The following is a 21,415-nucleotide window of genomic DNA, read 5'->3' as shown; positions in this document are numbered from 1 at the left end:
ATGAACACATCAGGCTTTTTTTAATTCTGAATTGGGAGAACTTACTCACCCGCCACTTTCATCGCATCCAGTAAGATTGAACCCGTTTGAATTTGCGAGCGCGTTTCAACGTCGCTACCTACGGCAACAATCTTATTGAACATGTCCTTCAGATTACCAGCGATGGTAATTTCCGATACTGGGTATTGGATTTCACCGTTCTCAACCCAGAAGCCTGCAGCACCGCGAGAGTAATCACCTGTTACCACGTTCACGCCTTGTCCCATCACTTCTGTCACTAGAAGACCAGTACCGAGCTCTTTAAGCATTTGTTCGAAGTTTTGGCCTGTCGACTTCACGTACCAGTTATGAATCCCACCAGCGTGACCTGTCGGCGCCATCTTCATTTTACGTGCGGCATAACTGGTTAACAGATAAGTTGCTAGCACACCGTCAGTAATGATCTCACGGTCTTGAGTATATACGCCTTCGCTATCGAATGGGCTTGACGCCAAACCACGTAATACATGTGGACGTTCCGAGATATTGAACCACTCAGGAAGCACTTGCTTACCAAGGTGATCAAGTAGAAAAGAAGATTTACGGTACAGGTTACCACCGCTGATCGCCATAACAAGGTGACCAATCAAGCCAGTTGCAACATCAGCGGCAAACATGATTGGGTATTTACCTGTCTTTAAGCGCTGCGCATCTAAGCGGTTAATCGTATTCTCTGCCGCCTTACGACCCACTGTTTCTGGTGTCCATAAGTCATCGCGATGACGTGCCACTGTGTAGCTGTAATCACGCTCCATTTCGCCATTTTGACCAACGCCAATCACACAACAGCTGGTACTGTGGCGGCTAGACGCATAGCTTGCTAATAAGCCATGGCTGTTACCATACACTTTTACACCGTAGTGACTATCATAACTCGCGCCATCACTTTGCTTGATTGCACTGTCATAACTTAACGCTTCTTTCTCAGCGGCGATCGCCACATCGGCAGCATAATCGGGATCAGGGGCGTCTGGATGGAAAAGATCAAGCTCAGGGATCTCTTGCACCATGTATTCTTTGGCTGCGGGCCCTGCAAATGGATCTTCAGATGTGTAATGCGCAATATCCAGCGCCGCAATAACGGTTTGCTCGATAGCAGCTTCACTTAAATCAGACGTGGAAGCACTGCCTTTACGTTGACCTCGGTAAACGGTAATGCCCAGCGCACCATCGCTGTTGAACTCGACATTTTCTACCTCGCCCATGCGAGTAGATACACTTAAACCAGTGCTTTTGGTAATTGCGACTTCGGCGGCGTCAGATTTTGCCGATGCAAGCTTTAAGGCTCTTGCGACGGCTTGCTCTAGCTCGGTACGTTGCTCAGCAACCTGCTGTTTAATATCCATTGTCTTTCACATCTTGTCTTTGATGAACAATAGGATAACAAGAATTTCGCTTTCTCCCCACGATTCTTGTTAAAATAGTCATAATATTAATCAAAACACAGGCAACTGAAATGGCACGTAAGAATCAAAAAGCGCCATGGGAACCAGAAGAAGAGATCATCTGGGTAAGCAAATCCGAGATGAAGCGAGACATGGAAGAACTGCAAAAGCTAGGAGAGGAGCTTGTCGGCCTCAAACCTGCAGTTCTCGAAAAGTTTCCATTGAGCGAAGACCTGCGAGAAGCAATTGCAGACGCACAACGCTTTAAAAACGAAGCGCGTCGTCGCCAATTACAACGTATTGGTAAGTTGATGCGTTATGAAGATCCAGAGCCAATCCAAGCGGCGTTGGATAAGATTCGTAACAAGCACTCTCAATTAACGGCGGTATTCCACAAGCTTGAAGCTCTGCGTGATCGCGTAGTGGAAGAAGGCGACAAAGCCATTGATGACGTAATGGAAATGTATCCAGAAGCGGATCGTCAGCGTCTACGCCAATTGGCTCGCCAAGCAGCGAAAGAGAAAAAGGCTGGGAAACCAGCAAAAGCGTACCGCGAAATCTTCCAGATCCTAAAAGGTCTGAACGAAGAAGAGTTTTAATTAGACGGTTCGATGCCAACGAGCATTCAATTAACGAAAAAAGCAGACATGATGTCTGCTTTTTTATCTTTTACTTAAATGTCAGCGTTACACCAAGCGATTAATACGCTCTCCGCGCTCGAAAGCGTTAATGTTCTCAATCAAGATTTCCACTAAACGTTGAATCGATGAGTCGCTGCCCCATGCAACATGCGGTGTAAGTAGCAAATTGGGTAAATTCATATTGGCAATCAGCGGATTGCTTTCATCAGCTGGTTCTTGTGTAAAAACATCAAAACCAGCCGCAGCGATTTCTCCCTGTTTTAGGGCATCCACCAACGCTTCCTCATCCACCAAGCCTCCACGCCCCGTATTAATTAGAATGGCGTTGGGCTTCATTTGCTGCAATTCTGCTTTGCCAATCAAATTCTGAGTATGCTTGTTGAGCGGACAATGCAAAGTTAACGCATCAGAGCGTTTCAATACTTCCTCAAACGGCACATAACCAGGTCGGCATTCTGATGCACCTTTACGCTCAGCAAAGATCACCTGCATGCCTAGCGCATCAGCTAACTGTGCTGTCGCTTGCCCTAAAGCGCCGCTGCCAATAACACCTAGCGTGCTACCACCTATATCCCCGATTGGGTGCGTAAAAAAGCAAAACTGCTTATTACGCTGCCATTCGCCAGCGGCAATATCTTGATGGTAACCAAATAAATTTCGGCGTAAAGCAAACAGCATCGCAATCACGTGCTCAGGTACCGAACGCGTCGCGTAACCACGTACATTGGCAGCCGCAATATCATGCTTAGCACAGTAGTCCACATCGACGTTGTTAAAACCAGTCGCGGCAACCGCGATCATCCGCAATTGTGGTAGTTGCTCTAATATATTTTGGTCAAGCAGGACTTTATTGCTAATCACGATATCTGCACCTGCTAACCTTTCTATTACCTGCTCTGGCGCGGTTAAGTCGTACTCACACCAGTAGTGCTGAAAGCTAGGTCGTGGGATCTCAATATGTTCTGGGATGGTCGCACGGTCCAAAAATACGATGGTCGGCAAAGACATAACAACTCCTTGTTCACGGCTGAAAGACAGGATACATCAACCACAGTAACGAAATAGCGAACTAGAAAGAACCGTTGTTGACTGCGGTTGGCATTAAGGGTGTGGCAACGTTTTATAATCAGGCAATGTACGTTCTGGCGAAAAATAGTTAAAGATCGCCGCCTCGGCTTCAGGATAAAAGTCACAGGGTACAAAAATACTGCTCAGCTGATCCGTAGCTGGATGATAAAAACTTAGCTCCGCAGCGTGCAACTCTAAACGTTCTGAAAACTGATACGCCTCTTCGCTTGCATAAAACTCATCACCCACAATCGCATGACCAATCGCCATCAAATGCACGCGTAACTGATGCGATCGACCAGTAATGGGCAGTAGTCGCACAACGGTCGTATGGGTGCCATCAGGGTGCACTTCACGCTTCACCACTTGGAATAAAGTTTGAGATGGTTTGCCGTCGTCGAAGCATACTTTTTGTCGCGGACGATTTGGCCAATCACAAATTAATGGATGGTCAATATTCCCTTCTTGCGGCTCGACATGTCCCCAGACACGTGCGTAATACACCTTGTGGGTGAGACGATATTGGAACTGCTTTTTTAATGCTCGCTCCGCAGGTTTGTTTTTCGCCAGTAGCATCAACCCTGATGTCGACATATCCAAGCGGTGCACAACTTGGATTTCTGGATGCTCCTCCTTGAGGCGGCTCCACATGCTGTCGTAATGCTCTTCAAGGCGACCAGGGACAGACAGTAACCCAGATGGCTTATTCACTGCCAGAATGTCGTCATCCTCAAAAACGATATCGACCCAAGGGTCGGTGGGAGGGGTATATTCAAGCATTGCCATGGGAGATCTCTACAAAATAAAAACGCCGCGATTATATAACCAAATAGCACCCAAATGCAGGGTTATGACGAAAAGTTCAAACCAATAAAACAAAGTCAATCCTTTAGCATAAAAACTAAAAATAGCACGTTGTAAATTTAGTTTGACAACAAGACGCGTAACTGAATAGAGTGCTAGATGCACACAGCATGATATTCGCAAAGAATACTTAAAATAAATACATCAAAACACAGCATTTAAAAGACATTACCGTTGCGCAGTATAGGGCAAGCGCTCAGCTTGTCATGTACTGCGGTATGTATCTCTTTAGAAAGGTACATAAGATAAAAAGGACAATAAGCAATGGACTCCGCCGTTATAGATAAACCCCAATCCAAACTTTCCTTATTTTTTCGTTCGCTAGGCCCCGGCATATTAATGGCATCTGCTGCGGTGGGTGGCTCTCACCTCGTCGCATCAACCAAAGCGGGGGCGATTTATGGCTGGCAACTGGCGGCGCTGATTCTGCTCGTAAACCTGTTTAAATACCCTTTTTTCCGAGCGGGCGTACAGTACACCATGGGGACAGGGCTCACCTTGGTTGAGGGCTACGCGAAATTAGGTCGGCCTTATCTATGGCTATTTCTATTTCTGAGCGTGGTCTCAGCCGTAATCAATACCGCCGCTTTGTTGATGTTTAGTGCTAGCTTGCTGGGCTACTTCATTCCGTTTTCACTATCAATGGCATCACTCAGTATCATTGTGATTGTCACCTGCCTGATCATATTATTTGCTGGACATTACAAAGCGCTCGATACGTTATCTAAGGTGATCATGTCGGTGTTAACCATCGCGACTTTACTTGCCGTTTCTATCGCCTTTGGTAACCCTGTTGAGCAAGTGGCCAACTTCGAGCCACCGTCACCTTGGTCTATTGCGGCAATTGGCTTTATCGTCGTAACAATGGGGTGGATGCCTGCACCGATAGAGATCTCCTGTTTAACCTCTGCGTGGTTAAAACGCCAATCAAGCCAGCAAGAAGTAACGTATCGCTCTGCTCTATTTGACTTTAATGTCGGTTACATTGGCACGGCTTTTCTTGCCATTATCTTTGTATCGTTAGGTTCTTTGATGCTCTATGGCTCTGGCGTTGCACTTGAAAGCTCAGGCGTTGGCTTCTCCCACCAATTGGTTGGCTTATATGCGGCAACAATTGGCGAATGGTCTCGTTATTTGATCGCGGTAATTGCGTTTTTCTGTATCTTTGGCAGCACGATTACCGTTATTGATGGCTACTCACGCGTTATTTCTGACTCTCAACGTCTACTGCGCTCACAACCAGACACTAACCCTAAAACCACATCAGCGATCATGCTGGTGGTCGCCTTACTTGCATTAGGTATTGTGGTTTTCTGGGCTTCTGCGTTATTGCCTATGCTGAACTTTGCGATGATCCTCGCCTTTATGACCACGCCATTCTTTGCTCTGCTAAATTACACATTAGTGAGCAAAACCGAGTTACCTGAGCCTTTGGCTGTTGGACCTAAACTGAAGTGGTTGTCGATTGCAGGCCTGATTTACTTGTTTGGCTTCTTGGCTGTGTTTATCTGGTGGAAGTGGTTGATGTAAATGAGGTAGCTATCAGTGATTAATGCATTCCGCATAAAGAAACTAAACCGCAAATAAAGAAAAAGGTCTTCAACTGAAGACCTTTTTTAATGAACAATAAATGCTTACTTAGTTGTGGCTCACCACAATCAAACGTAGCGAGTCGAGCTGCACTTGAGCTTGGTTGATGTAACCAGTGAGCTCCTTAATTTGTGCATCAATGGCTTCAATTTCTTCGTCACGAATATTTGGGTTTACCGCTTTCAGTGCTTGCAAACGCTCAAGTTCTGCATTCAAGCTATGCTGCATATCTTGATGAGCTTGCTTGCGTACTTCCTCAACCTTCGCTTCGATAAGATTGTCCCCCGCTTCGATCAAGCGGTGTACGTCTTTCTGTACCGACGTGACCAACTTGCTGCCTAAGTGACGGTTTACAGGGCTGAGCTGGCGGTTAAAGCTTTCAAATTCCACTTGAGCAGACAAATCATTACCACGCGAGTCCATCATCAAACGGATTGGCGTTTTCGGTAAGAAGCGCGCGATGCCACTACGTTTTGGTGCTTGCGCATCTACCGCATAAATCAACTCAAGAAGAATGGTACCTACTGGTAGCGCTTTGTTTTTCAAAAGAGATACCGCAGACGTACCCACTCCTTCACTCATCAGAAGATCGATACCACCCTGGATCATTGGGTGCTCCCAACTGATAAAGTGCATATCTTCACGAGATAAAGCCGTATCACGATCAAACGTGATCGTCGCCCCTTCGTATGGCAGGCCTGGGTAGCTTGGTACCATCATGTGCTCAGATGGGGTCACAATCAGTGCGTTTTCACCTTTGTCGTCTTGGTTCAAGCCAATCGTATCAAAAAGAGAAAGTGCGAAGGTGACCAAATTGGTATCACCGTCGGTTGATTCAATTTTCTCAACGATTTGTTGTGCTTTTTCTCCGCCATTTGAATGCATTTCTAACAGGCGATCACGGCCTTGCTCCAATTGGGATTTCAGCTCTTTATTCATTTTTGCTGACGCTTCAATGATCTCATCTAGCGTGCTGGTGTCACCAGAAGCAAGGATTTCAATCAGATCATCAGAGTACTTATCGTAAACGGCACGGCCTGTTGGGCAAGTTTCTGCAAAAGCGTTTAAACCTTCATCAAACCAGCGAGCAAGAATGGCTTGCGAGGTACCTTTCAGGTAAGGAATATGAATGTCGATGTCGCGGTTCTGGCCGATACGGTCCAAACGACCGATACGTTGCTCAAGCAAGTCAGGGTTGAACGGCAAGTCAAACATGACTAATTGGTTGGCAAACTGGAAGTTACGGCCTTCAGAGCCGATTTCACTACAGATCAGAACCTGTGCACCACCTTCTTCTTGCGCAAAGTAAGCGGCTGCTTTGTCACGCTCAAGGATCGACATACCTTCATGGAAGACGGTCGCACGAATGCCTTCACGCTCACGCAGCGCTTGCTCCAGTTGCAGAGCCGTACTTGCACGAGAGGCAATCACCAGAATTTTCTCGCTGCGCTTCTCCTTTACCTTTTCAAGTAACCAATTCACGCGCGAGTCAAACTGCCACCAGCTTGCATCATCGCCTTCAAATTCTTGGAAAATTTCTTCCGGGTAAAGGTTCTTCATCGCACGTGCTTCAGAACTCATCTTACCGCCGATCATCCCAGCAACACGCATTGACGTGGTGTATTGCGGTGGAATATCCATTGGCATCAGGTGCACGTTACGCGCAGGGAAGCCTTTGATAGCCGCACGTGTGTTACGGAACAGAACTCGTCCCGTACCGTGACGATCCATCAAGTTGTCGATCAACTCTTGGCGCGCTGACGCTTTCGCTTCTTCGTCCGCTTCACTTTCGATAATGCGGAAAAGTGGTTCTACGTCTTGTTCAGACAACAACTCAGTAATCTGGTTTTTCGCTTCATCAGGCAGTTTTTCACCAGAGAAAAGTGAAGTAATCGCATCCGCTACAGGTGCGTATTGCTCTTCTTCCTCGACAAACGCTTCATAATCGTAGAAACGGTCAGGATCCAGCAAACGCAGACGAGCAAAGTGGCTCTCACGACCAAGCTGTTCTGGCGTTGCCGTCAGTAGCAGTACGCCCGGAGTACGTTCAGCTAAACCTTCTACCACTTGGTATTCACGGCTCGGTTTATCTTGGCTCCACTCAAGGTGATGCGCTTCATCGACAACTAATAGGTCCCATTCGCCTTCCAGTGCTTGTTCAAAACGCTTGCGGCTCTTGCGTAGGAAGTCTAAAGAACACAGCACGTATTGCTGGGTATCAAATGGGTTTTCTGCATCCGCAAAAGCTTCGATACAGCGCTCTTCGTCAAAGATAGAGAAATGCAGATTGAAACGACGCATCATCTCAACCAGCCATTGATGCTGCAGTGTTTCAGGCACCACAATCAAAATACGTTCTGCACGGCCAGACAGCACTTGCTGGTGAATGATCATGCCCGCTTCGATGGTTTTACCCAAACCAACTTCATCCGCCAGTAATACGCGTGGCGCGTGGCGACGGCCAACTTCGTGCGCGATGTAAAGCTGATGAGGGATCAAACCAGCACGCATACCACACAAGCCACGCATTGGGCTCTTATGCTGCTCAAACTGGTTGGTTAGCGCACGGTAACGCAGAACAAAGTTGTCCATTCGGTCGATTTGACCGGCGTACAACTTATCTTGAGGTTTATTAAAACGAATTTGGTTGCTCAGAAAAATCTCACGCAGAACAACGGCGGTTTCTTGCGTGTCTTCACGAGTACCGAAATAGGTGTATAGACCTTCGTCTTCCAGTACTTCTTCAACTTTTAGAGACCAACCTTCTTGGCAGTCGATGACATCACCAACATTAAAGGTGACTCGGGTAACAGGTGCATCGTTACGTGCGTAAACTCGGTTTTCCTCTGACGCTGCAAACATCAATGTCACAGTACGAGCATCCATTGCTACAACGGTACCTAAACCTAAATCGCTTTCCGTATCGCTAATCCAGCGCTGCCCCAAAGCAAATGTCATGAATTGACTACCTCGTTATTAGTTCTTGATTCGTGTTTCTTGTTGGTCTACTCATGCCCGTAGGCATGGATAATAGTTTAGATCTGATTCTGGCTTCTGCTATGCCGATAGCATTCGTCATTCCAGTATGAACTGAGTATTTTTAAGCCAGTTCAACATGATAAATCGGACGTAGCCTATAAGCAGAAAAAGGTCGCTAATCTTACTTGAAGCTGTGATTTAGGTCACGCCGAAACCGCATCAAGCGGAAACTTTTTTTCCCAAACTATAAATGCAATCAAATTGTAAAATACTCATGCCAATTATTAAGTTGTAGAACGTAAATATTACGTATACTTCTAGTGAGGGGCGTTTAAAACCATTGCATATGATTTAAGCGCGTTAGTACACGATTAGGATCAACACGGGTTTGCAGTAAGTTGTCTTGCTACTCGGTTGCACACTAACCGACATCAGCCCGACAACCTCTATTGCAAGCAATCAGAGTTAGGCCGCTTCACACCTATTTGAGAACGACCTAACCACTCGCATGCAGAGCCGTATTACGGCAAGGAGACGCTATGGGCGATACCGATCGGAAACTGTTTGTACTTGATACCAACATTCTTCTTCATGAACCCTTTGCCATCTTCTCTTTCCAAGAACACGATGTCGTTATCCCCATGACCGTGTTGGAAGAACTCGACCGAATCAAAGACAGCAAACGCGATGTCGCAAGAGATGCTCGCGTGGCTATTCGCGCTTTGGAAGATTTGTTTAAAGAAGCAACGCCCGATGAAATTTCTGAAGGTATTCCTGTTTCGAAAGACAGCCCCGACCAAGGCACCATTTCCATTTTGGCGGATTTTGAACTGCAGGAAACCGTCAAAGCCTTCGCCGACAAAGCCGGTGACAACCGTATACTCAATGCGGTGCTTTATCTGCAAAACAAACGAGCACCACGTGAAGTGGTACTGATCACGAAAGACATTAACATGCGTCTGCGCGCCAAAGGCGCTGGCGTACGTTTTGTTGAAGACTACCGAACCGATCAACTGATTGACGACATTCAATACCTCACCAAAGGCTTTCAACTGCGTGAGGGGGACTTCTGGAGTGATATTGAGGAAGTAGAAAGTTATGCGCTGGGCGGAAAAACCTATCACAAGCTCAGTCGTGAACCTTTTGAACCAACCTTTATTAACCAATATGTGATTGATGAAGACAGCGACTTTGCTGGCCGCGTGGAAACCATCAATGAAGACAAATTAACGCTACTCGACCTGAGCCGAGAACGCATGATGCACCGTAAGGCTTGGGACATCACACCAAAAAACATCTACCAAGGAATGGCGTTGGATGCCTTACTTGACCCGGATATTGACCTGGTGATTTTAACTGGTGCAGCAGGTAGTGGTAAAACGCTATTAGCCATGGCAGCAGCACTGGAGCAAACCATTGAAAAAGGCATGTTCGATAAAATTATCGTGACGCGTAACACGCCAGACATCGGAGAATCCATCGGCTTCCTACCCGGCTCAGAAGAGGAGAAAATGATGCCGTGGTTAGCGGCGGTGACCGATACCTTGGAAGCGCTACATAAACACGATCACTGCACTGAAGGCTCATTGAAGTACATCTGCGATAAAGCCAATATTCAGTTTAAATCGATCAACTTTATGCGTGGCCGTTCTATTCAAAATGCGTTTGTGCTGCTTGATGAGTGTCAAAACCTCACCGCTTCACAAATCAAAACCATCATCACCCGCTGCGGCGAAGGAACCAAAATCGTCTGCTCCGGTAACTTGGCGCAGATTGACTCCCATTACCTCACCCCTGTGACCTCTGGTTTGACCTACATGGTTGAACGCTTCAAGAACTTTGAAGGCAGCGCGAATATTCACCTTAACGGCGTGGTTCGTAGCCGCTTGGCAGAGTTTGCCGAAGAGAACCTGTAGTCGACATCGACTCACAAAAACAACAGAGCGCTCTAATAAGCGCTCTTGTTATAACGATTCGAATGAGTTACTCAGTGCCACCCACCGTCAGTGAGTCTAATTTCAAGGTCGGCTGACCAACACCAACTGGCACACTTTGACCTGCTTTACCACATACGCCAACGCCCTTGTCGATACTTAGGTCGTTACCAACCATCGACACTTGTTGCATGGCTTCAATACCAGAGCCAATCAACGTCGCACCTTTAACAGGGCGCGTAATTTTGCCATTTTCAATCAAGTACGCTTCCGATGCGGAGAACACAAACTTACCCGAAGTAATGTCCACCTGACCGCCACCAAAGTTTGGCGCATACAACCCTTTCTCTACCGTCGAGATGATTTCTTCTGGCGTATGTTCACCTGGAAGCATGTAGGTGTTGGTCATACGCGGCATCGGCAAATGTGCATAAGACTCACGACGACCGTTACCTGTTGGGTTCACACCCATTAACCGCGCGTTTAGCTTGTCTTGCATGTAACCTTTCAGCACGCCATTTTCGATGAGCGTGTTGTACTGGCCATTCACCCCTTCATCATCCACATTGAGTGAACCACGAAGGTCTTTTAATGTACCGTCATCAACAATGGTACACAGTGAAGACGTCACTTGTTGACCCATTTTGCCAGAGAAAACCGAAGATTCCTTACGGTTAAAGTCACCTTCTAGGCCATGACCTACCGCCTCATGTAGCAATACGCCTGGCCAACCTGAGCCCAATACCACTGGCATCATGCCTGCTGGTGCGGCTTCTGCTTCAAGGTTAACCAACGCCATGCGAATCGCTTCGTCTGCATAATGGAAAGCTTGTTTCACACCATTGCTTTCCGTTAAAAAGAAATCGTAACCAAAACGGCCACCGCCACCAGCGCTACCTCGTTCACGTCGTTCACCTTTTTGAGCGAGCACGCTAATAGACAAACGTACCAAAGGACGAATATCGCCTGCATAAGTACCGTCTGTTGCCGCAACAAGCATCTGCTCATGCACACCGCTGATGCTGATCGAGACTTCTTTAATCAATGGTTCTTTAGTGCGGATGTAAGCATCTAGAGACTTAAGTAATTCTGTTTTTTGCTGCTTTTCCCATTCAGCTAGTGGATTCACAGCCGCGTAGTACGCTTGGTTCTCCGTACGTTTAAACGCATGAACTTTGCCATTTTGCCCTTGCTGAGCAATACCGCGCGCCGCCATTGCACTCTGCTTCAGGCCTTCAGGCTGGATTTGATCAGAGTAGGCAAAGCCTGTTTTTTCGCCAGTTACGGCGCGGACACCAACACCACAATCAATGTTAAAAGAGCCATCTTTGATGATGCTGTCTTCTAGAACCAGAGACTCATGCCAGCTGGACTGAAAGTAAATGTCCGCATAATCGATCTGGCGTGTCGCAATGCTGGCAAGCGTATCAGCAATGTCTTGTTCTGTCAGACCATTTGGGGCAAGGAGTGCCTGTTCTATTTGGTTTGTGCTCATAGTTAGCTCTTTTATTTCCGTCTCAATTCATTTTGAAAGCGACTGTGTTGAGTCAGCGGCATATTCTGCCTTACTTGTTGGCTTTGTGACAAATCTATCTCTGTCACCAATAAGCCTACTTCATCCTGAAGCTGTTTATGAATACGTCCCCAAGGGTCAACGACCATTGAGTGTCCCCATGTTTTTCGTCCACATGGATGCGTTCCAGTTTGTCCGCTTGCCAAAATCCAACATTGTGTCTCAATCGCTCTAGCTCGCAATAATACTTCCCAGTGAGCTTGCCCCGTCACAGCGGTAAACGCAGCAGGCACCACAATGATATCCGCGCCTTCTTGGCGTAACACTTTATAAAGCTCAGGGAAACGAAGATCGTAACAGATGCTCAATCCAACGCTGCCGATATCGGTTTCCGCCACGACTATTTGATTACCCGCCATAAACGTGTCCGACTCACGATAACTACCATAACCATCGGCTACGTCGACATCAAACATATGCAGTTTGTCATAGTGAGCAATGCATTTACCGTGCGGCGGCAATACAAGCGTTGTGGTCGTGACACCTTTTGCGGTTTGAATGGGCATGCTTCCGGCAATCAGTGTTAACTGGTTCTTTCTTGCGATTTCAGAGAGCCGCTGTTGAATCACGCCACTCCCAAGTGGCTCTGCATGTTGATGGTACGCTTCGCGGTTGGCAAACAGCACCGTATTTTCAGGGGTAAGGACAAGCTTGGCACCTTGCTTACTCGCCAAAGCACACTGTTTTTCAATAAAGTCCAGATTCGCAGTGATATCTGGACCCGATGTCATTTGAATAATGCCAACACGTTCCATGTGTTTCCTCCCTATTCCATTTTAGTCGGTGAGTTATTTGGCCTGTTCACGCAGCTTTTCTGGCAGTTTGTATTCACCTTTACTTCGAGAAATTTCTTTTACCGTTGGTGAGTCTAGTGGGCCTTTCACTTCATAATTGACTTGAGTGAAGACCTCAACCACCGGAGAAATCACTGTTGAGATGGCTAAAACATACAACGCGGTTTGTGGCGCTACTGCAAACGCGGTCAGCATTGGTAGGCCTGATGTGATGTCTGGGGTGAACTTCACTTCCGCATCGACCATTCTGCTGTTCATATTGGCGATGCCGCGGATCTGCATTTCTCCTGCTAAGGCATCCATCACGATATCGTTGGTGATAAACACGCCATCTTGGATTTTGCCCGTGCCCGTGATCGAGTTAAACGCCATGCCTTTATCGAATACGTCGGTAAAATCGAGCTGCATCTTACGGATGATAGAATCCAAGCTGAACAAACCTAACAAGCGTGCCGCACCACTGACTTCACTGATCACGCCTTTACCAAATTCCGTTGAGACATTCCCTTGCAAGGTTTGTGTCTTCATCGACCAAGGCGCGCCGTCCCACTCCATATTGGCATTGATCTCAAATGGTGCCTGCTGAATACCCGATGTGATACCAAAGCGCTCCATAAGATCAGTGTTGTTATCACCTTTCATTTTCATGGTTAAGTTGGAATGGCTACTCTCTTTTGTCAGATCCCACCAACCGCTCATATCAATGCGGTTTTTGCCGCTGCTAAAGGTGATATTTTTCCACTCCAAACGGTTCTCGCGACGCTGCAAATCAACATTCACCTTCCCCACTTTGTAACCTTGCAACCAAAAATCATCGATGTTCAAAGTTAAGTTTGGCATCTCAGCGTGAAACTGGCGGTCAAAATTGGTAATCAAAGGCGCGTTTTGATCCTCACTGGCAAAGAGCGAACTGCGCTCTTTGGTCATCTCTTCAAACCCTGGAATATACAGGTGCAAGTGCTCCAAAGAGACCGATAAGTCATACGGCTTCAGATAGTTAGCCTTACCTTTAACCTCTTGACTGTCCACATCGAGTTGCCAGCTCAAATTCTTTTTGCTTGCGGAGAAGTCCACATCATGAAACTCAATCCCACCAAGCTGCAAGTTTGGCGTTTCAACATCAATCCGTGTAGGCAATGGAATACTCGGCGTCTTCATGCTTGCCAGAACAGATGAGGATTGCTTACCTTCCGAGCCCTGAAGCAGCTCTGCCCACTGGTCTAAATTAAGCTCAGCGACACGCACTGATGCATCGTGTCCGACAATAGGGCTGATCCTGAAACCACCTTTGCCGACCATTAAATGAGTCGCCGTCAGAACAGGTACCTCGCCAGTTATATCTATCTCGGTTTGATACTTAGCATTTGGTATCTGTAGTCTTGCTGAAATACTTTCTTGGTTGCCGGATGCCTGTAGTTTTGCTTGCCCGGACTCGCCAACTTGTTTCGCTAGCGGATAGGGATATTGACTCGCTAAACGATTTAGCTGCGCCAACACATCAAGTTGATAGGTGAAGCCTACATCATTAAGTTGTAAGTCAATGTCCATTTGCCACGGCGCATGCCCAGAAACAAGCTTTAACCAACGCTCACCAACATAAGGTTTGAGAGGCTCAACGTCCCAATCCCCTAATGTATTAATCGTCACATTGTAGCCCTGTTCCGCACTCTCACCACGAAAATCGAGGGAGATAGGCTGGGTAAGCAACTCTGCAGACAAACCCGATGTGGTGACCACATCATTATCGAAGTGGATACGCCCTGTGGCTTTCTCCAGCGTCATTGGCGGCGCTTCAATATCGACACGGTTTTCTGTTAAATCGGCATAACCCCAAGCACGGGACTCTTTTTCAAAATCAAACGGAATGTTGAGCTGGAACTCAGAGTAAACCGGACCACTCACTTGCAGCGCCGTCAACGCTGCCCCGACCGAGTCCACCAATGGCGTCGCCATCATGTAGTCACGAACTTCATTACCCGGCGCGCTCGCTTTGGCTTCAATCTCAATGTGTCCACCCTCCGCCAACTCAGGGATTCGCCCAGTAATACGCTTGGCATGAACACCATTTAGCGTGGCGGACTTTGAATCCAAATACATGGCATCATTTTCAAACAGCAAGTCCAGCTGCAGATCAGTGATGGTTGGCCACGCCGTATCAAAGCTAAATTTCGCGTCTTTTAAACCGACCCACGCCTGAAACATGCCATTATGATCTTTGTAAGGAAAATCCCCTAACTCGCCATACCACAGCAGCTTAGCCGTATTCACTTTACCGCCTTGAATCGCAGTCGATAGGTAATCCGTTAAGTCTTGTCCAAGTGCCAGAGTCGGCAGGTAACGCCATGTTTCACCTGCGTTATAGAGATCTGCTTCAGCATAAAACGATAAAAATGGGCTTTGTTCTTTTGGAAAATCAAGACGGAATGCTCCTAGTACTTGAAGATCCGGTGTCGCTGCCGTCACTTTATCAGACCACAAGCGCCAGCCACTCTCATCTTGTTGCCAGATAATATCGACTTCACCTTGTTTGATATTCAGCGGAGCTTGAAATACATCACCGTACGGAAATACATCATCAATGACGGTTACTTTCGCTTTGGCTTGATCTAAATCACCAGATACACTGCCCTGTACATGATGGAATCCTGGTAGCAGTTCCCATTGCGTCATCGCAAGTTCATCCAGTTCCGCGGAGTAGCGTAACGTGTCTAAACCACCGTTCATGGACAAGCGAACATCTTCAACTCGGCCTTTCGGTGCCAATTTGTTGATAAGGTCACTGGTCGATTCTGACTCTGGAGCCAATTTGATGAGCGGAATAAGTGCTTCGATATCGAGTTGAGAAAGGTTGAGCGTCCAACCATTCGGTTGCCAATCAAACGCTGCGTCTAATTCCGGCCAAGGGGTGTTGTCGGTTCGGATCCGAAGTGAGTGACCATTTACTTTCCAACCTTGTTTATCTGGTCGAAGATTGAAAATACCTGACTCGATAAACAGCTCATGACGACCGTTTTCATTCCACACGAGCTCAGAAGGCAACAGTTCAACATACGCATCATTCGGTTGGCTGTGTTTCAGCGTCAGCCAAGTGTTTAAGCTGACCTTACCCGACTCAGCACCCGATTCTTCTTGCATGTAAGTGGTTAACCAAGGCGTCACCGAGACATCTTGGGCACTTACGTAAAACTCACCAGACACATCACGTAGCGAACCATGATCTTTAAAGTTAGCGCTCACTAACAATGAATTCAGACGAACATCGGCAATGTTCACGGTGCCTTCGGCTAAGTGGTGCTTGCCTTGGTTGCTCCAACGGAGCTGCTCGATATCCAAACGGCGAGTCTCACCAGATACCGATTTATACCAAATCCGTGAGTCGGTAATGGTGAAGTCTTCAAACTGACGTAAAAGAAGTGAGTCGAGTTGGTCGATGAGCTTCACTTCGCTCTTATCCACACTCGACTCCTGCTCTTGACGACTAGAGGTCGGCAGAATGTCTACGGTGTGAATATCCAGAGCGAGGTTATGGATGGTGAGGTCTGCGACCACCGGTTTGAGTTGCAAAAGAGATTGAATGAGATCGAATTCAATTTGGATTTCTTCAACGGCAAAGCGTGCATCCTGAATATTCGGCAGGTTCGCTTCTAAACCGAGTAGCGCGATCGAGGGGTGATTATTGCGCCACGTCCCTGCGACGTTGGCGATAGAAAAGTCAAAACCTGTGTCCTGCTTGACCCAGGTTTTGATCTCATCTTGGAAGTGGTTAAGTTGTGGCAATGTGACGCGCAGTGTGGTTACTAATATGGCCAATAACACCAGTACAGTAACTAAACTCCACGCACAAAAACGCCCAAAACGGTTAACACCAGAATTCACAAATGTTCCAAATTACATCATTACGACGTCAAACTGTTCCTGAATGTACAGGGGCTCAGCCTGAACTCGCACTTGCTTGCCAATAAATACTTCGAGCTCAGCCAATGCATGAGACTCATCACCCAACAGCGCTTCAGCAACAAACGGCGATGCGTACACAACAAAATTATCGGCGTCGTAAGCACGGTTTACACGAGTAATCTCGCGTAATATCTCAAAGCACACAGTTTCAACCGTTTTCACGCTACCACGGCCCTCACAAGTAGGACAGCCAGAACACAAGATATGTTCAATACTTTCTCGTGTGCGCTTACGCGTCATCTCGACTAAGCCGAGCTGAGTAAAGCCGTTGATGTTGGTTTTTACTCGATCTTTAGCCAGTGCGGTTTCCAATGAGGTAAGCACTCGCTGACGGTGCTCTTCAGACGCCATATCGATAAAGTCAATGATGATAATACCGCCGAGGTTACGTAAACGCAGCTGACGAGCAATAGCTTGCGTTGCCTCAATGTTGGTATTAAAGATGGTCTCTTCAAGATTACGACGACCAACAAATGCACCAGTGTTGATATCGATAGTTGTCATGGCTTCAGTTTGATCGATGATCAAGTAGCCACCCGACTTTAGTTCAACCTTGCGCTCTAAAGAACGCTGAATTTCATTCTCGGTGTCGTACATGTCAAAGATTGGCTTGTCACCTTCGTAAAGCTCAAGCTTGTCTGTTAACTCAGGTACATACTCAGAAGTGAATTCTTTCAGGTTTTCATATTCGAGGCGGGAGTCGACCATGATTTTATCGAGCTCTGTGCCGACAAAATCACGCAGAATGCGCTGGGCTAAACCAAGTTCACCGTAAAGCGTTGAACGCGTTTTGTATTTTGAACGACGCTCCATGACTTTTAGCCACAAGCGCTTAAGAAATGCCGCGTCTTGAGAAAGCTCTTTTTCATCTGCGCCTTCCGCTGCGGTACGAATGATAAAACCACCGTGCTCATCACAGTAATGATTCACCACTTTTTTCAGACGCTCGCGCTCTTTCTCACTCTCAATACGCTGCGAAACACCGACATGACTGGCCCCCGGCATAAAAACAAGATAACGCGAAGGTAAGGTGATATCCGTCGTTAAACGCGCGCCTTTCGTACCGAGCGGATCTTTGACCACTTGTACAACAATGTCTTGCCCCTGACGTACCAGCTCAGAGATATCACGGACTTGAAACTGCTGTTTTTCGTTCTCTGCCACACATTCGGTATGCGGGACAATATCTGACGCATGTAAAAACGCCGCTTTATCTAAACCGATATCGACGAAAGCCGCTTGCATACCTGGCAGTACTCGGCTGACTTTGCCTTTGTATATATTGCCCACAATGCCGCGACGCGATTCGCGCTCGATATGTATTTCTTGTAGTACTCCACCTTCAATCATGGCCACACGAGTTTCACTCGGGGTCACGTTAAGCAGCAATTCTGCACTCATGTGCACACCTCAAAACAATTATAAAAATTCTTGAATTAGCTGATCGGTTTCGAACAAAGGTAAGCCTACTACAGCGTGATAACTGCCTTCGATTCGGGTGACAAATCGCCCTCCGAGTCCCTGAATACCATAACTTCCAGCTTTATCGCATGGCTCTCCTGACTGCCAATATTGTTCGATTTCTTCGTGAGTCAGTTGTTTGAACCACACGTCAGTGGTAACGACCACTGAATGTTGTTGTTCCGATGATACAACGCTCACCGCAGTCATCACTTGATGACGACGACCCGATAAGTCAGTAAGCATACGCTTTGAATCTTCAAAACTTTTTGGTTTTTCTAACACACGGTCATCGCATACTACGACCGTATCAGAGCCCAATACAACGGAATCAGGCTTAGCCAACGCTAAGCCTGCCTGAGCTTTTTCCAAAGAAAGACGCAACACGTAATCTCGTGCTTGCTCATGAGCCTGTTTGGCTTCCTCAATATCAGGCAATACGATCTCAAAATCATAACCCAGTTGAGCAAGCAGCTCTTTTCTTCTCGGAGAACCCGATGCGAGAACGAGAGATAAGCTTTTCTTCACCGCTTTACCTTACGTGCCATGCACGACGAACTCGTCGCATTAATAAAAACATCCATGGCCAAAGTATACAGTTTATTGCCGCCGTCCACAGAGATAATGGATTAAATACTACGTCCTGGTTCAAATATTCCCCACAGAATATCAAAACTTCCAATAACGCAGTAAAAAAGGCAATTAAAATCGACTGTTGCCACAATGCCATGTTACGAATCAACAGGAAATTCAACGCCACCAGATAGATGACAATCGACATCATCATGCCGCGAATTCCAAGCGTTGAGCCGATCAAGATATCCCATAATAAGCCCAGCACTAGCGCGGTTCCAACGTTCACTCGGTGCGGCAGTGCCAACACCCAATAACAAGTGACAAGAAACAACCATGATGGACGTAAAACATCCAACACACCTGGCCACGGAATGGTTTGCAATACCAGCGCAACGAAGAAACTGACACCAATCACCATTCGGCTGCTCACTACATTATTGGCCATCAGTTACCTCTTGTTCTTCTTGCTCTAGCCCTTCATCCACATTGGATCGCAGCACTTTGTGTTGACGATCTTCATTCGGCCAAATCAGCAGTAGGTAACGTAAACGATCAAACTCTACAACTGGCTCAGCCTTGATTGACGCAAACTCTTGGCGCGTATCGTGATCCACATTGGTAACCGTCGCGACTGGGTACCCTTCTGGGTAAATCCCACCTAGGCCGGATGTCACCAATAGATCGCCAACCTGAATATCAGTACTGGTTGGAATGTGCTCCAGTTGGATTTCATCCATTTCACCATTGCCCGACGCGATAACTCGAATATCGTTACGGATCACCTGGACAGGAATCGCATTTTTCGCATCCGTTAGCAACAGAACACGTGCGTTGTGCGCTGCGACAAACGTGACCTGACCAACAATGCCTTTTTCGTTGATCACTGGCTGTCCGACGTATACACCGTCTATTTGTCCTTTATCAATCACCACTTGATGACGATAAGGTGAGGTATCAACCGCCATCACTTCAGTTACGACTTTCTTTTCATCCCGGACAAATGAAGAGCCTAACAATTTGCGTAGACGTTGGTTTTCTTCTTTATATTGATCGAGCAAGATCAGCTCGCTTTTCAGGCGTAGCACTTCTCGCTTTAAGTTGCGATTGCCTTCAACTAATGCCTGACGAGTATTAAAACGTTCAAATACGCCATCGAACATGCTGCGAGGCAAATTGGCTGCGTATTGAATGGGCGCAACCATACTGTTCAATAAGTATCGGACGTTGGAAAACGTATCTAGACGACTATCAGCCAGCATTAAGCTCGCCGACACGATGACAGCAAAAAACAGACGTAATTGCAGAGACGGACCTCTGCCAAAAATCGGTTTCATCTTGTTTTTGACCTGATTGCTTCCATGATTATTGAGCCTTACTTGGCAACCTAAAAATACTTAAATAAATACTTTTAGGTATGGAGCATGTTTGAATTACAGAGAGAGCAGAAATGAAGGTGAAGCCCGACATGAGCTTCACCTAAACCTTTATTCTTCAGAGAACAGATCGCCACCGTGCATGTCGATCATTTCTAGTGCTTTACCGCCACCACGCGCAACACACGTTAGTGGGTCTTCCGCGATAACCACAGGGATACCGGTTTCTTCCATTAATAGACGATCGAGATCTTTCAGTAGCGCGCCACCACCTGTCAGAACCATGCCGTTTTCAGAAATGTCTGAAGCAAGCTCTGGTGGACACTGCTCTAGTGCAACCATGACTGCTGAGACGATGCCAGATAGCGGCTCTTGAAGCGCTTCTAGGATCTCGTTTGAGTTCAGGCTAAAGCTGCGTGGCACACCCTCTGCAAGGTTGCGACCGCGAACTTCAATCTCTTGAACTTCATCGCCAGGGTAAGCAGAACCGATTTCGTGTTTGATCTTTTCAGCCGTTGCTTCACCAATCAAGCTGCCGTAGTTACGACGTACGTAGTTGATCACGGCTTCATCAAAGCGGTCACCACCGATACGTACAGATGATGAGTAAACCACACCGTTTAGAGAGATAACGGCAACTTCAGTTGTACCACCACCGATATCGACCACCATTGAGCCTGTCGGCTCAGACACGCGCAGACCAGCACCAATTGCTGCTGCCATTGGCTCGTCGATTAGGTAAACTTCACGCGCACCAGCACCGAGGGCTGATTCACGAATTGCGCGACGCTCAACTTGGGTAGAACCACAAGGAACACAAACAAGAACACGTGGGCTTGGCTTTAGGATGCTGTTATCGTGCACTTGCTTGATAAAGTGCTGAAGCATTTTTTCGGTTACATAGAAATCAGCAATTACGCCGTCTTTCATTGGGCGGATAGCGGAAATGTTGCCAGGTGTACGACCAAGCATCTGTTTTGCTGCGTGACCGACTGCAGCAACGCTTTTTGCAGAACCTACACGATCTTGACGAATAGCAACTACAGAAGGTTCATCAAGGACAATTCCTTGCCCTTTTACGTAAATTAGAGTGTTGGCTGTACCTAAATCGATAGATAGATCGTTAGAAAACATGCCACGAAGTTTCTTAAACATACTCTTCGCTCATCCTGCAAAAATAT

General features: G+C 46.9%; 15 protein-coding genes. 3 read left to right on the top strand and 12 right to left on the bottom strand.

Annotated elements, in window-relative coordinates:
- Window positions 1-41 precede the first annotated feature (41 nt).
- Complete coding sequence (gene pmbA / locus FR741_RS02230) at window positions 42-1,385, bottom strand: metalloprotease PmbA (protein WP_005396252.1); 1,344 nt, start codon at window positions 1,383-1,385, stop codon at window positions 42-44.
- Window positions 1,386-1,495: 110 nt separating this feature from the next.
- On the opposite strand from pmbA, the gene yjgA reads away from it, so the two are divergent.
- On the top strand, window positions 1,496-2,023 hold the full coding sequence (yjgA, locus tag FR741_RS02225; RefSeq protein WP_005396253.1) for a ribosome biogenesis factor YjgA: 528 nt from the start codon (window positions 1,496-1,498) through the stop codon (window positions 2,021-2,023).
- 87 nt (window positions 2,024-2,110) lie between these two features.
- Here the strand turns inward: yjgA and FR741_RS02220 are convergent, their stop codons facing one another.
- Window positions 2,111-3,073, bottom strand: a complete 963-nt coding sequence (locus FR741_RS02220; RefSeq protein WP_150919491.1) for a D-2-hydroxyacid dehydrogenase — start codon at window positions 3,071-3,073, stop codon at window positions 2,111-2,113.
- Window positions 3,074-3,166: 93 nt separating this feature from the next.
- Window positions 3,167-3,919 carry a bifunctional tRNA pseudouridine(32) synthase/23S rRNA pseudouridine(746) synthase RluA gene (gene rluA / locus FR741_RS02215; protein WP_167426224.1) on the bottom strand — a complete coding sequence of 251 codons (753 nt, stop codon included), beginning with the start codon at window positions 3,917-3,919 and terminating at the stop codon, window positions 3,167-3,169.
- A gap of 342 nt (window positions 3,920-4,261) precedes the next feature.
- Here rluA and FR741_RS02210 point away from each other — a divergent pair, with 342 nt between their 5' ends.
- Window positions 4,262-5,527, top strand: coding sequence for an NRAMP family divalent metal transporter (locus FR741_RS02210; protein WP_164666940.1), 1,266 nt, complete (start codon window positions 4,262-4,264; stop codon window positions 5,525-5,527).
- A gap of 108 nt (window positions 5,528-5,635) precedes the next feature.
- Here FR741_RS02210 and rapA read toward each other — a convergent pair whose 3' ends face one another.
- Window positions 5,636-8,545, bottom strand: a complete 2,910-nt coding sequence (gene rapA, locus FR741_RS02205; RefSeq protein ID WP_006742347.1) for an RNA polymerase-associated protein RapA — start codon at window positions 8,543-8,545, stop codon at window positions 5,636-5,638.
- Between the two features lie 560 nt (window positions 8,546-9,105).
- Here rapA and FR741_RS02200 point away from each other — a divergent pair.
- Window positions 9,106-10,482, top strand: a complete 1,377-nt coding sequence (locus FR741_RS02200) for a PhoH family protein (protein ID WP_006742346.1) — start codon at window positions 9,106-9,108, stop codon at window positions 10,480-10,482.
- Between the two features lie 67 nt (window positions 10,483-10,549).
- Here FR741_RS02200 and tldD read toward each other — a convergent pair whose 3' ends face one another.
- From tldD to FR741_RS02160, 8 genes are all read right to left on the bottom strand, one after another.
- Complete coding sequence (tldD, locus tag FR741_RS02195; protein WP_047009150.1) at window positions 10,550-11,995, bottom strand: metalloprotease TldD; 1,446 nt, start codon at window positions 11,993-11,995, stop codon at window positions 10,550-10,552.
- 11 nt (window positions 11,996-12,006) lie between these two features.
- Window positions 12,007-12,828, bottom strand: coding sequence for a carbon-nitrogen hydrolase family protein (locus FR741_RS02190; protein ID WP_167426223.1), 822 nt, complete (start codon window positions 12,826-12,828; stop codon window positions 12,007-12,009).
- Window positions 12,829-12,861: 33 nt separating this feature from the next.
- The gene (locus tag FR741_RS02185; protein ID WP_167426222.1) at window positions 12,862-16,743 is read right to left on the bottom strand and encodes a YhdP family protein; all 3,882 of its coding nucleotides are present in this window, start codon (window positions 16,741-16,743) and stop codon (window positions 12,862-12,864) included.
- A 12-nt stretch (window positions 16,744-16,755) separates the two neighbouring features.
- Window positions 16,756-18,225: a ribonuclease G gene (rng, locus tag FR741_RS02180; protein ID WP_005381138.1), complete on the bottom strand. Its 1,470-nt coding sequence runs from the start codon at window positions 18,223-18,225 to the stop codon at window positions 16,756-16,758.
- A gap of 18 nt (window positions 18,226-18,243) precedes the next feature.
- Complete coding sequence (locus FR741_RS02175) at window positions 18,244-18,813, bottom strand: Maf family protein (RefSeq protein ID WP_104970986.1); 570 nt, start codon at window positions 18,811-18,813, stop codon at window positions 18,244-18,246.
- Window positions 18,814-18,817: 4 nt separating this feature from the next.
- Window positions 18,818-19,306 carry a rod shape-determining protein MreD gene (gene mreD, locus FR741_RS02170; RefSeq protein ID WP_012841380.1) on the bottom strand — a complete coding sequence of 163 codons (489 nt, stop codon included), beginning with the start codon at window positions 19,304-19,306 and terminating at the stop codon, window positions 18,818-18,820.
- Window positions 19,296-20,195 (bottom strand): rod shape-determining protein MreC, encoded by a 900-nt coding sequence (gene mreC / locus FR741_RS02165; protein WP_005396268.1) that lies wholly within the window; start codon window positions 20,193-20,195, stop codon window positions 19,296-19,298. The genes mreD and mreC overlap by 11 nt, the downstream gene beginning before the upstream one ends.
- Window positions 20,196-20,345: 150 nt before the next feature.
- Complete coding sequence (locus tag FR741_RS02160; protein ID WP_005381144.1) at window positions 20,346-21,389, bottom strand: rod shape-determining protein; 1,044 nt, start codon at window positions 21,387-21,389, stop codon at window positions 20,346-20,348.
- Window positions 21,390-21,415: the final 26 nt, after the last annotated feature.

It is taken from the genome of Vibrio diabolicus (assembly GCF_011801455.1).
Taxonomy (GTDB): domain Bacteria; phylum Pseudomonadota; class Gammaproteobacteria; order Enterobacterales; family Vibrionaceae; genus Vibrio; species Vibrio diabolicus.
The sequence above is the reverse complement of the archived record's forward strand: the minus strand, read 5'-3'. Positions and strand labels throughout refer to the sequence as shown.

What these genes read in the sequence shown, in the direction of transcription:
- pmbA (WP_005396252.1), bottom strand. Translation starts at nt 1,385, where the DNA reads ATGGATATTAAACAGCAGGTTGCTGAGCAACGTACCGAGCTAGAGCAA.
- yjgA (WP_005396253.1), top strand. Translation starts at nt 1,496, where the DNA reads ATGGCACGTAAGAATCAAAAAGCGCCATGGGAACCAGAAGAAGAGATC.
- FR741_RS02220 (WP_150919491.1), bottom strand. Translation starts at nt 3,073, where the DNA reads ATGTCTTTGCCGACCATCGTATTTTTGGACCGTGCGACCATCCCAGAA.
- rluA (WP_167426224.1), bottom strand. Translation starts at nt 3,919, where the DNA reads ATGGCAATGCTTGAATATACCCCTCCCACCGACCCTTGGGTCGATATC.
- FR741_RS02210 (WP_164666940.1), top strand. Translation starts at nt 4,262, where the DNA reads ATGGACTCCGCCGTTATAGATAAACCCCAATCCAAACTTTCCTTATTT.
- rapA (WP_006742347.1), bottom strand. Translation starts at nt 8,545, where the DNA reads ATGACATTTGCTTTGGGGCAGCGCTGGATTAGCGATACGGAAAGCGAT.
- FR741_RS02200 (WP_006742346.1), top strand. Translation starts at nt 9,106, where the DNA reads ATGGGCGATACCGATCGGAAACTGTTTGTACTTGATACCAACATTCTT.
- tldD (WP_047009150.1), bottom strand. Translation starts at nt 11,995, where the DNA reads ATGAGCACAAACCAAATAGAACAGGCACTCCTTGCCCCAAATGGTCTG.
- FR741_RS02190 (WP_167426223.1), bottom strand. Translation starts at nt 12,828, where the DNA reads ATGGAACGTGTTGGCATTATTCAAATGACATCGGGTCCAGATATCACT.
- rng (WP_005381138.1), bottom strand. Translation starts at nt 18,225, where the DNA reads ATGAGTGCAGAATTGCTGCTTAACGTGACCCCGAGTGAAACTCGTGTG.
- mreD (WP_012841380.1), bottom strand. Translation starts at nt 19,306, where the DNA reads ATGGCCAATAATGTAGTGAGCAGCCGAATGGTGATTGGTGTCAGTTTC.
- mreC (WP_005396268.1), bottom strand. Translation starts at nt 20,195, where the DNA reads ATGAAACCGATTTTTGGCAGAGGTCCGTCTCTGCAATTACGTCTGTTT.
- FR741_RS02160 (WP_005381144.1), bottom strand. Translation starts at nt 21,389, where the DNA reads ATGTTTAAGAAACTTCGTGGCATGTTTTCTAACGATCTATCTATCGAT.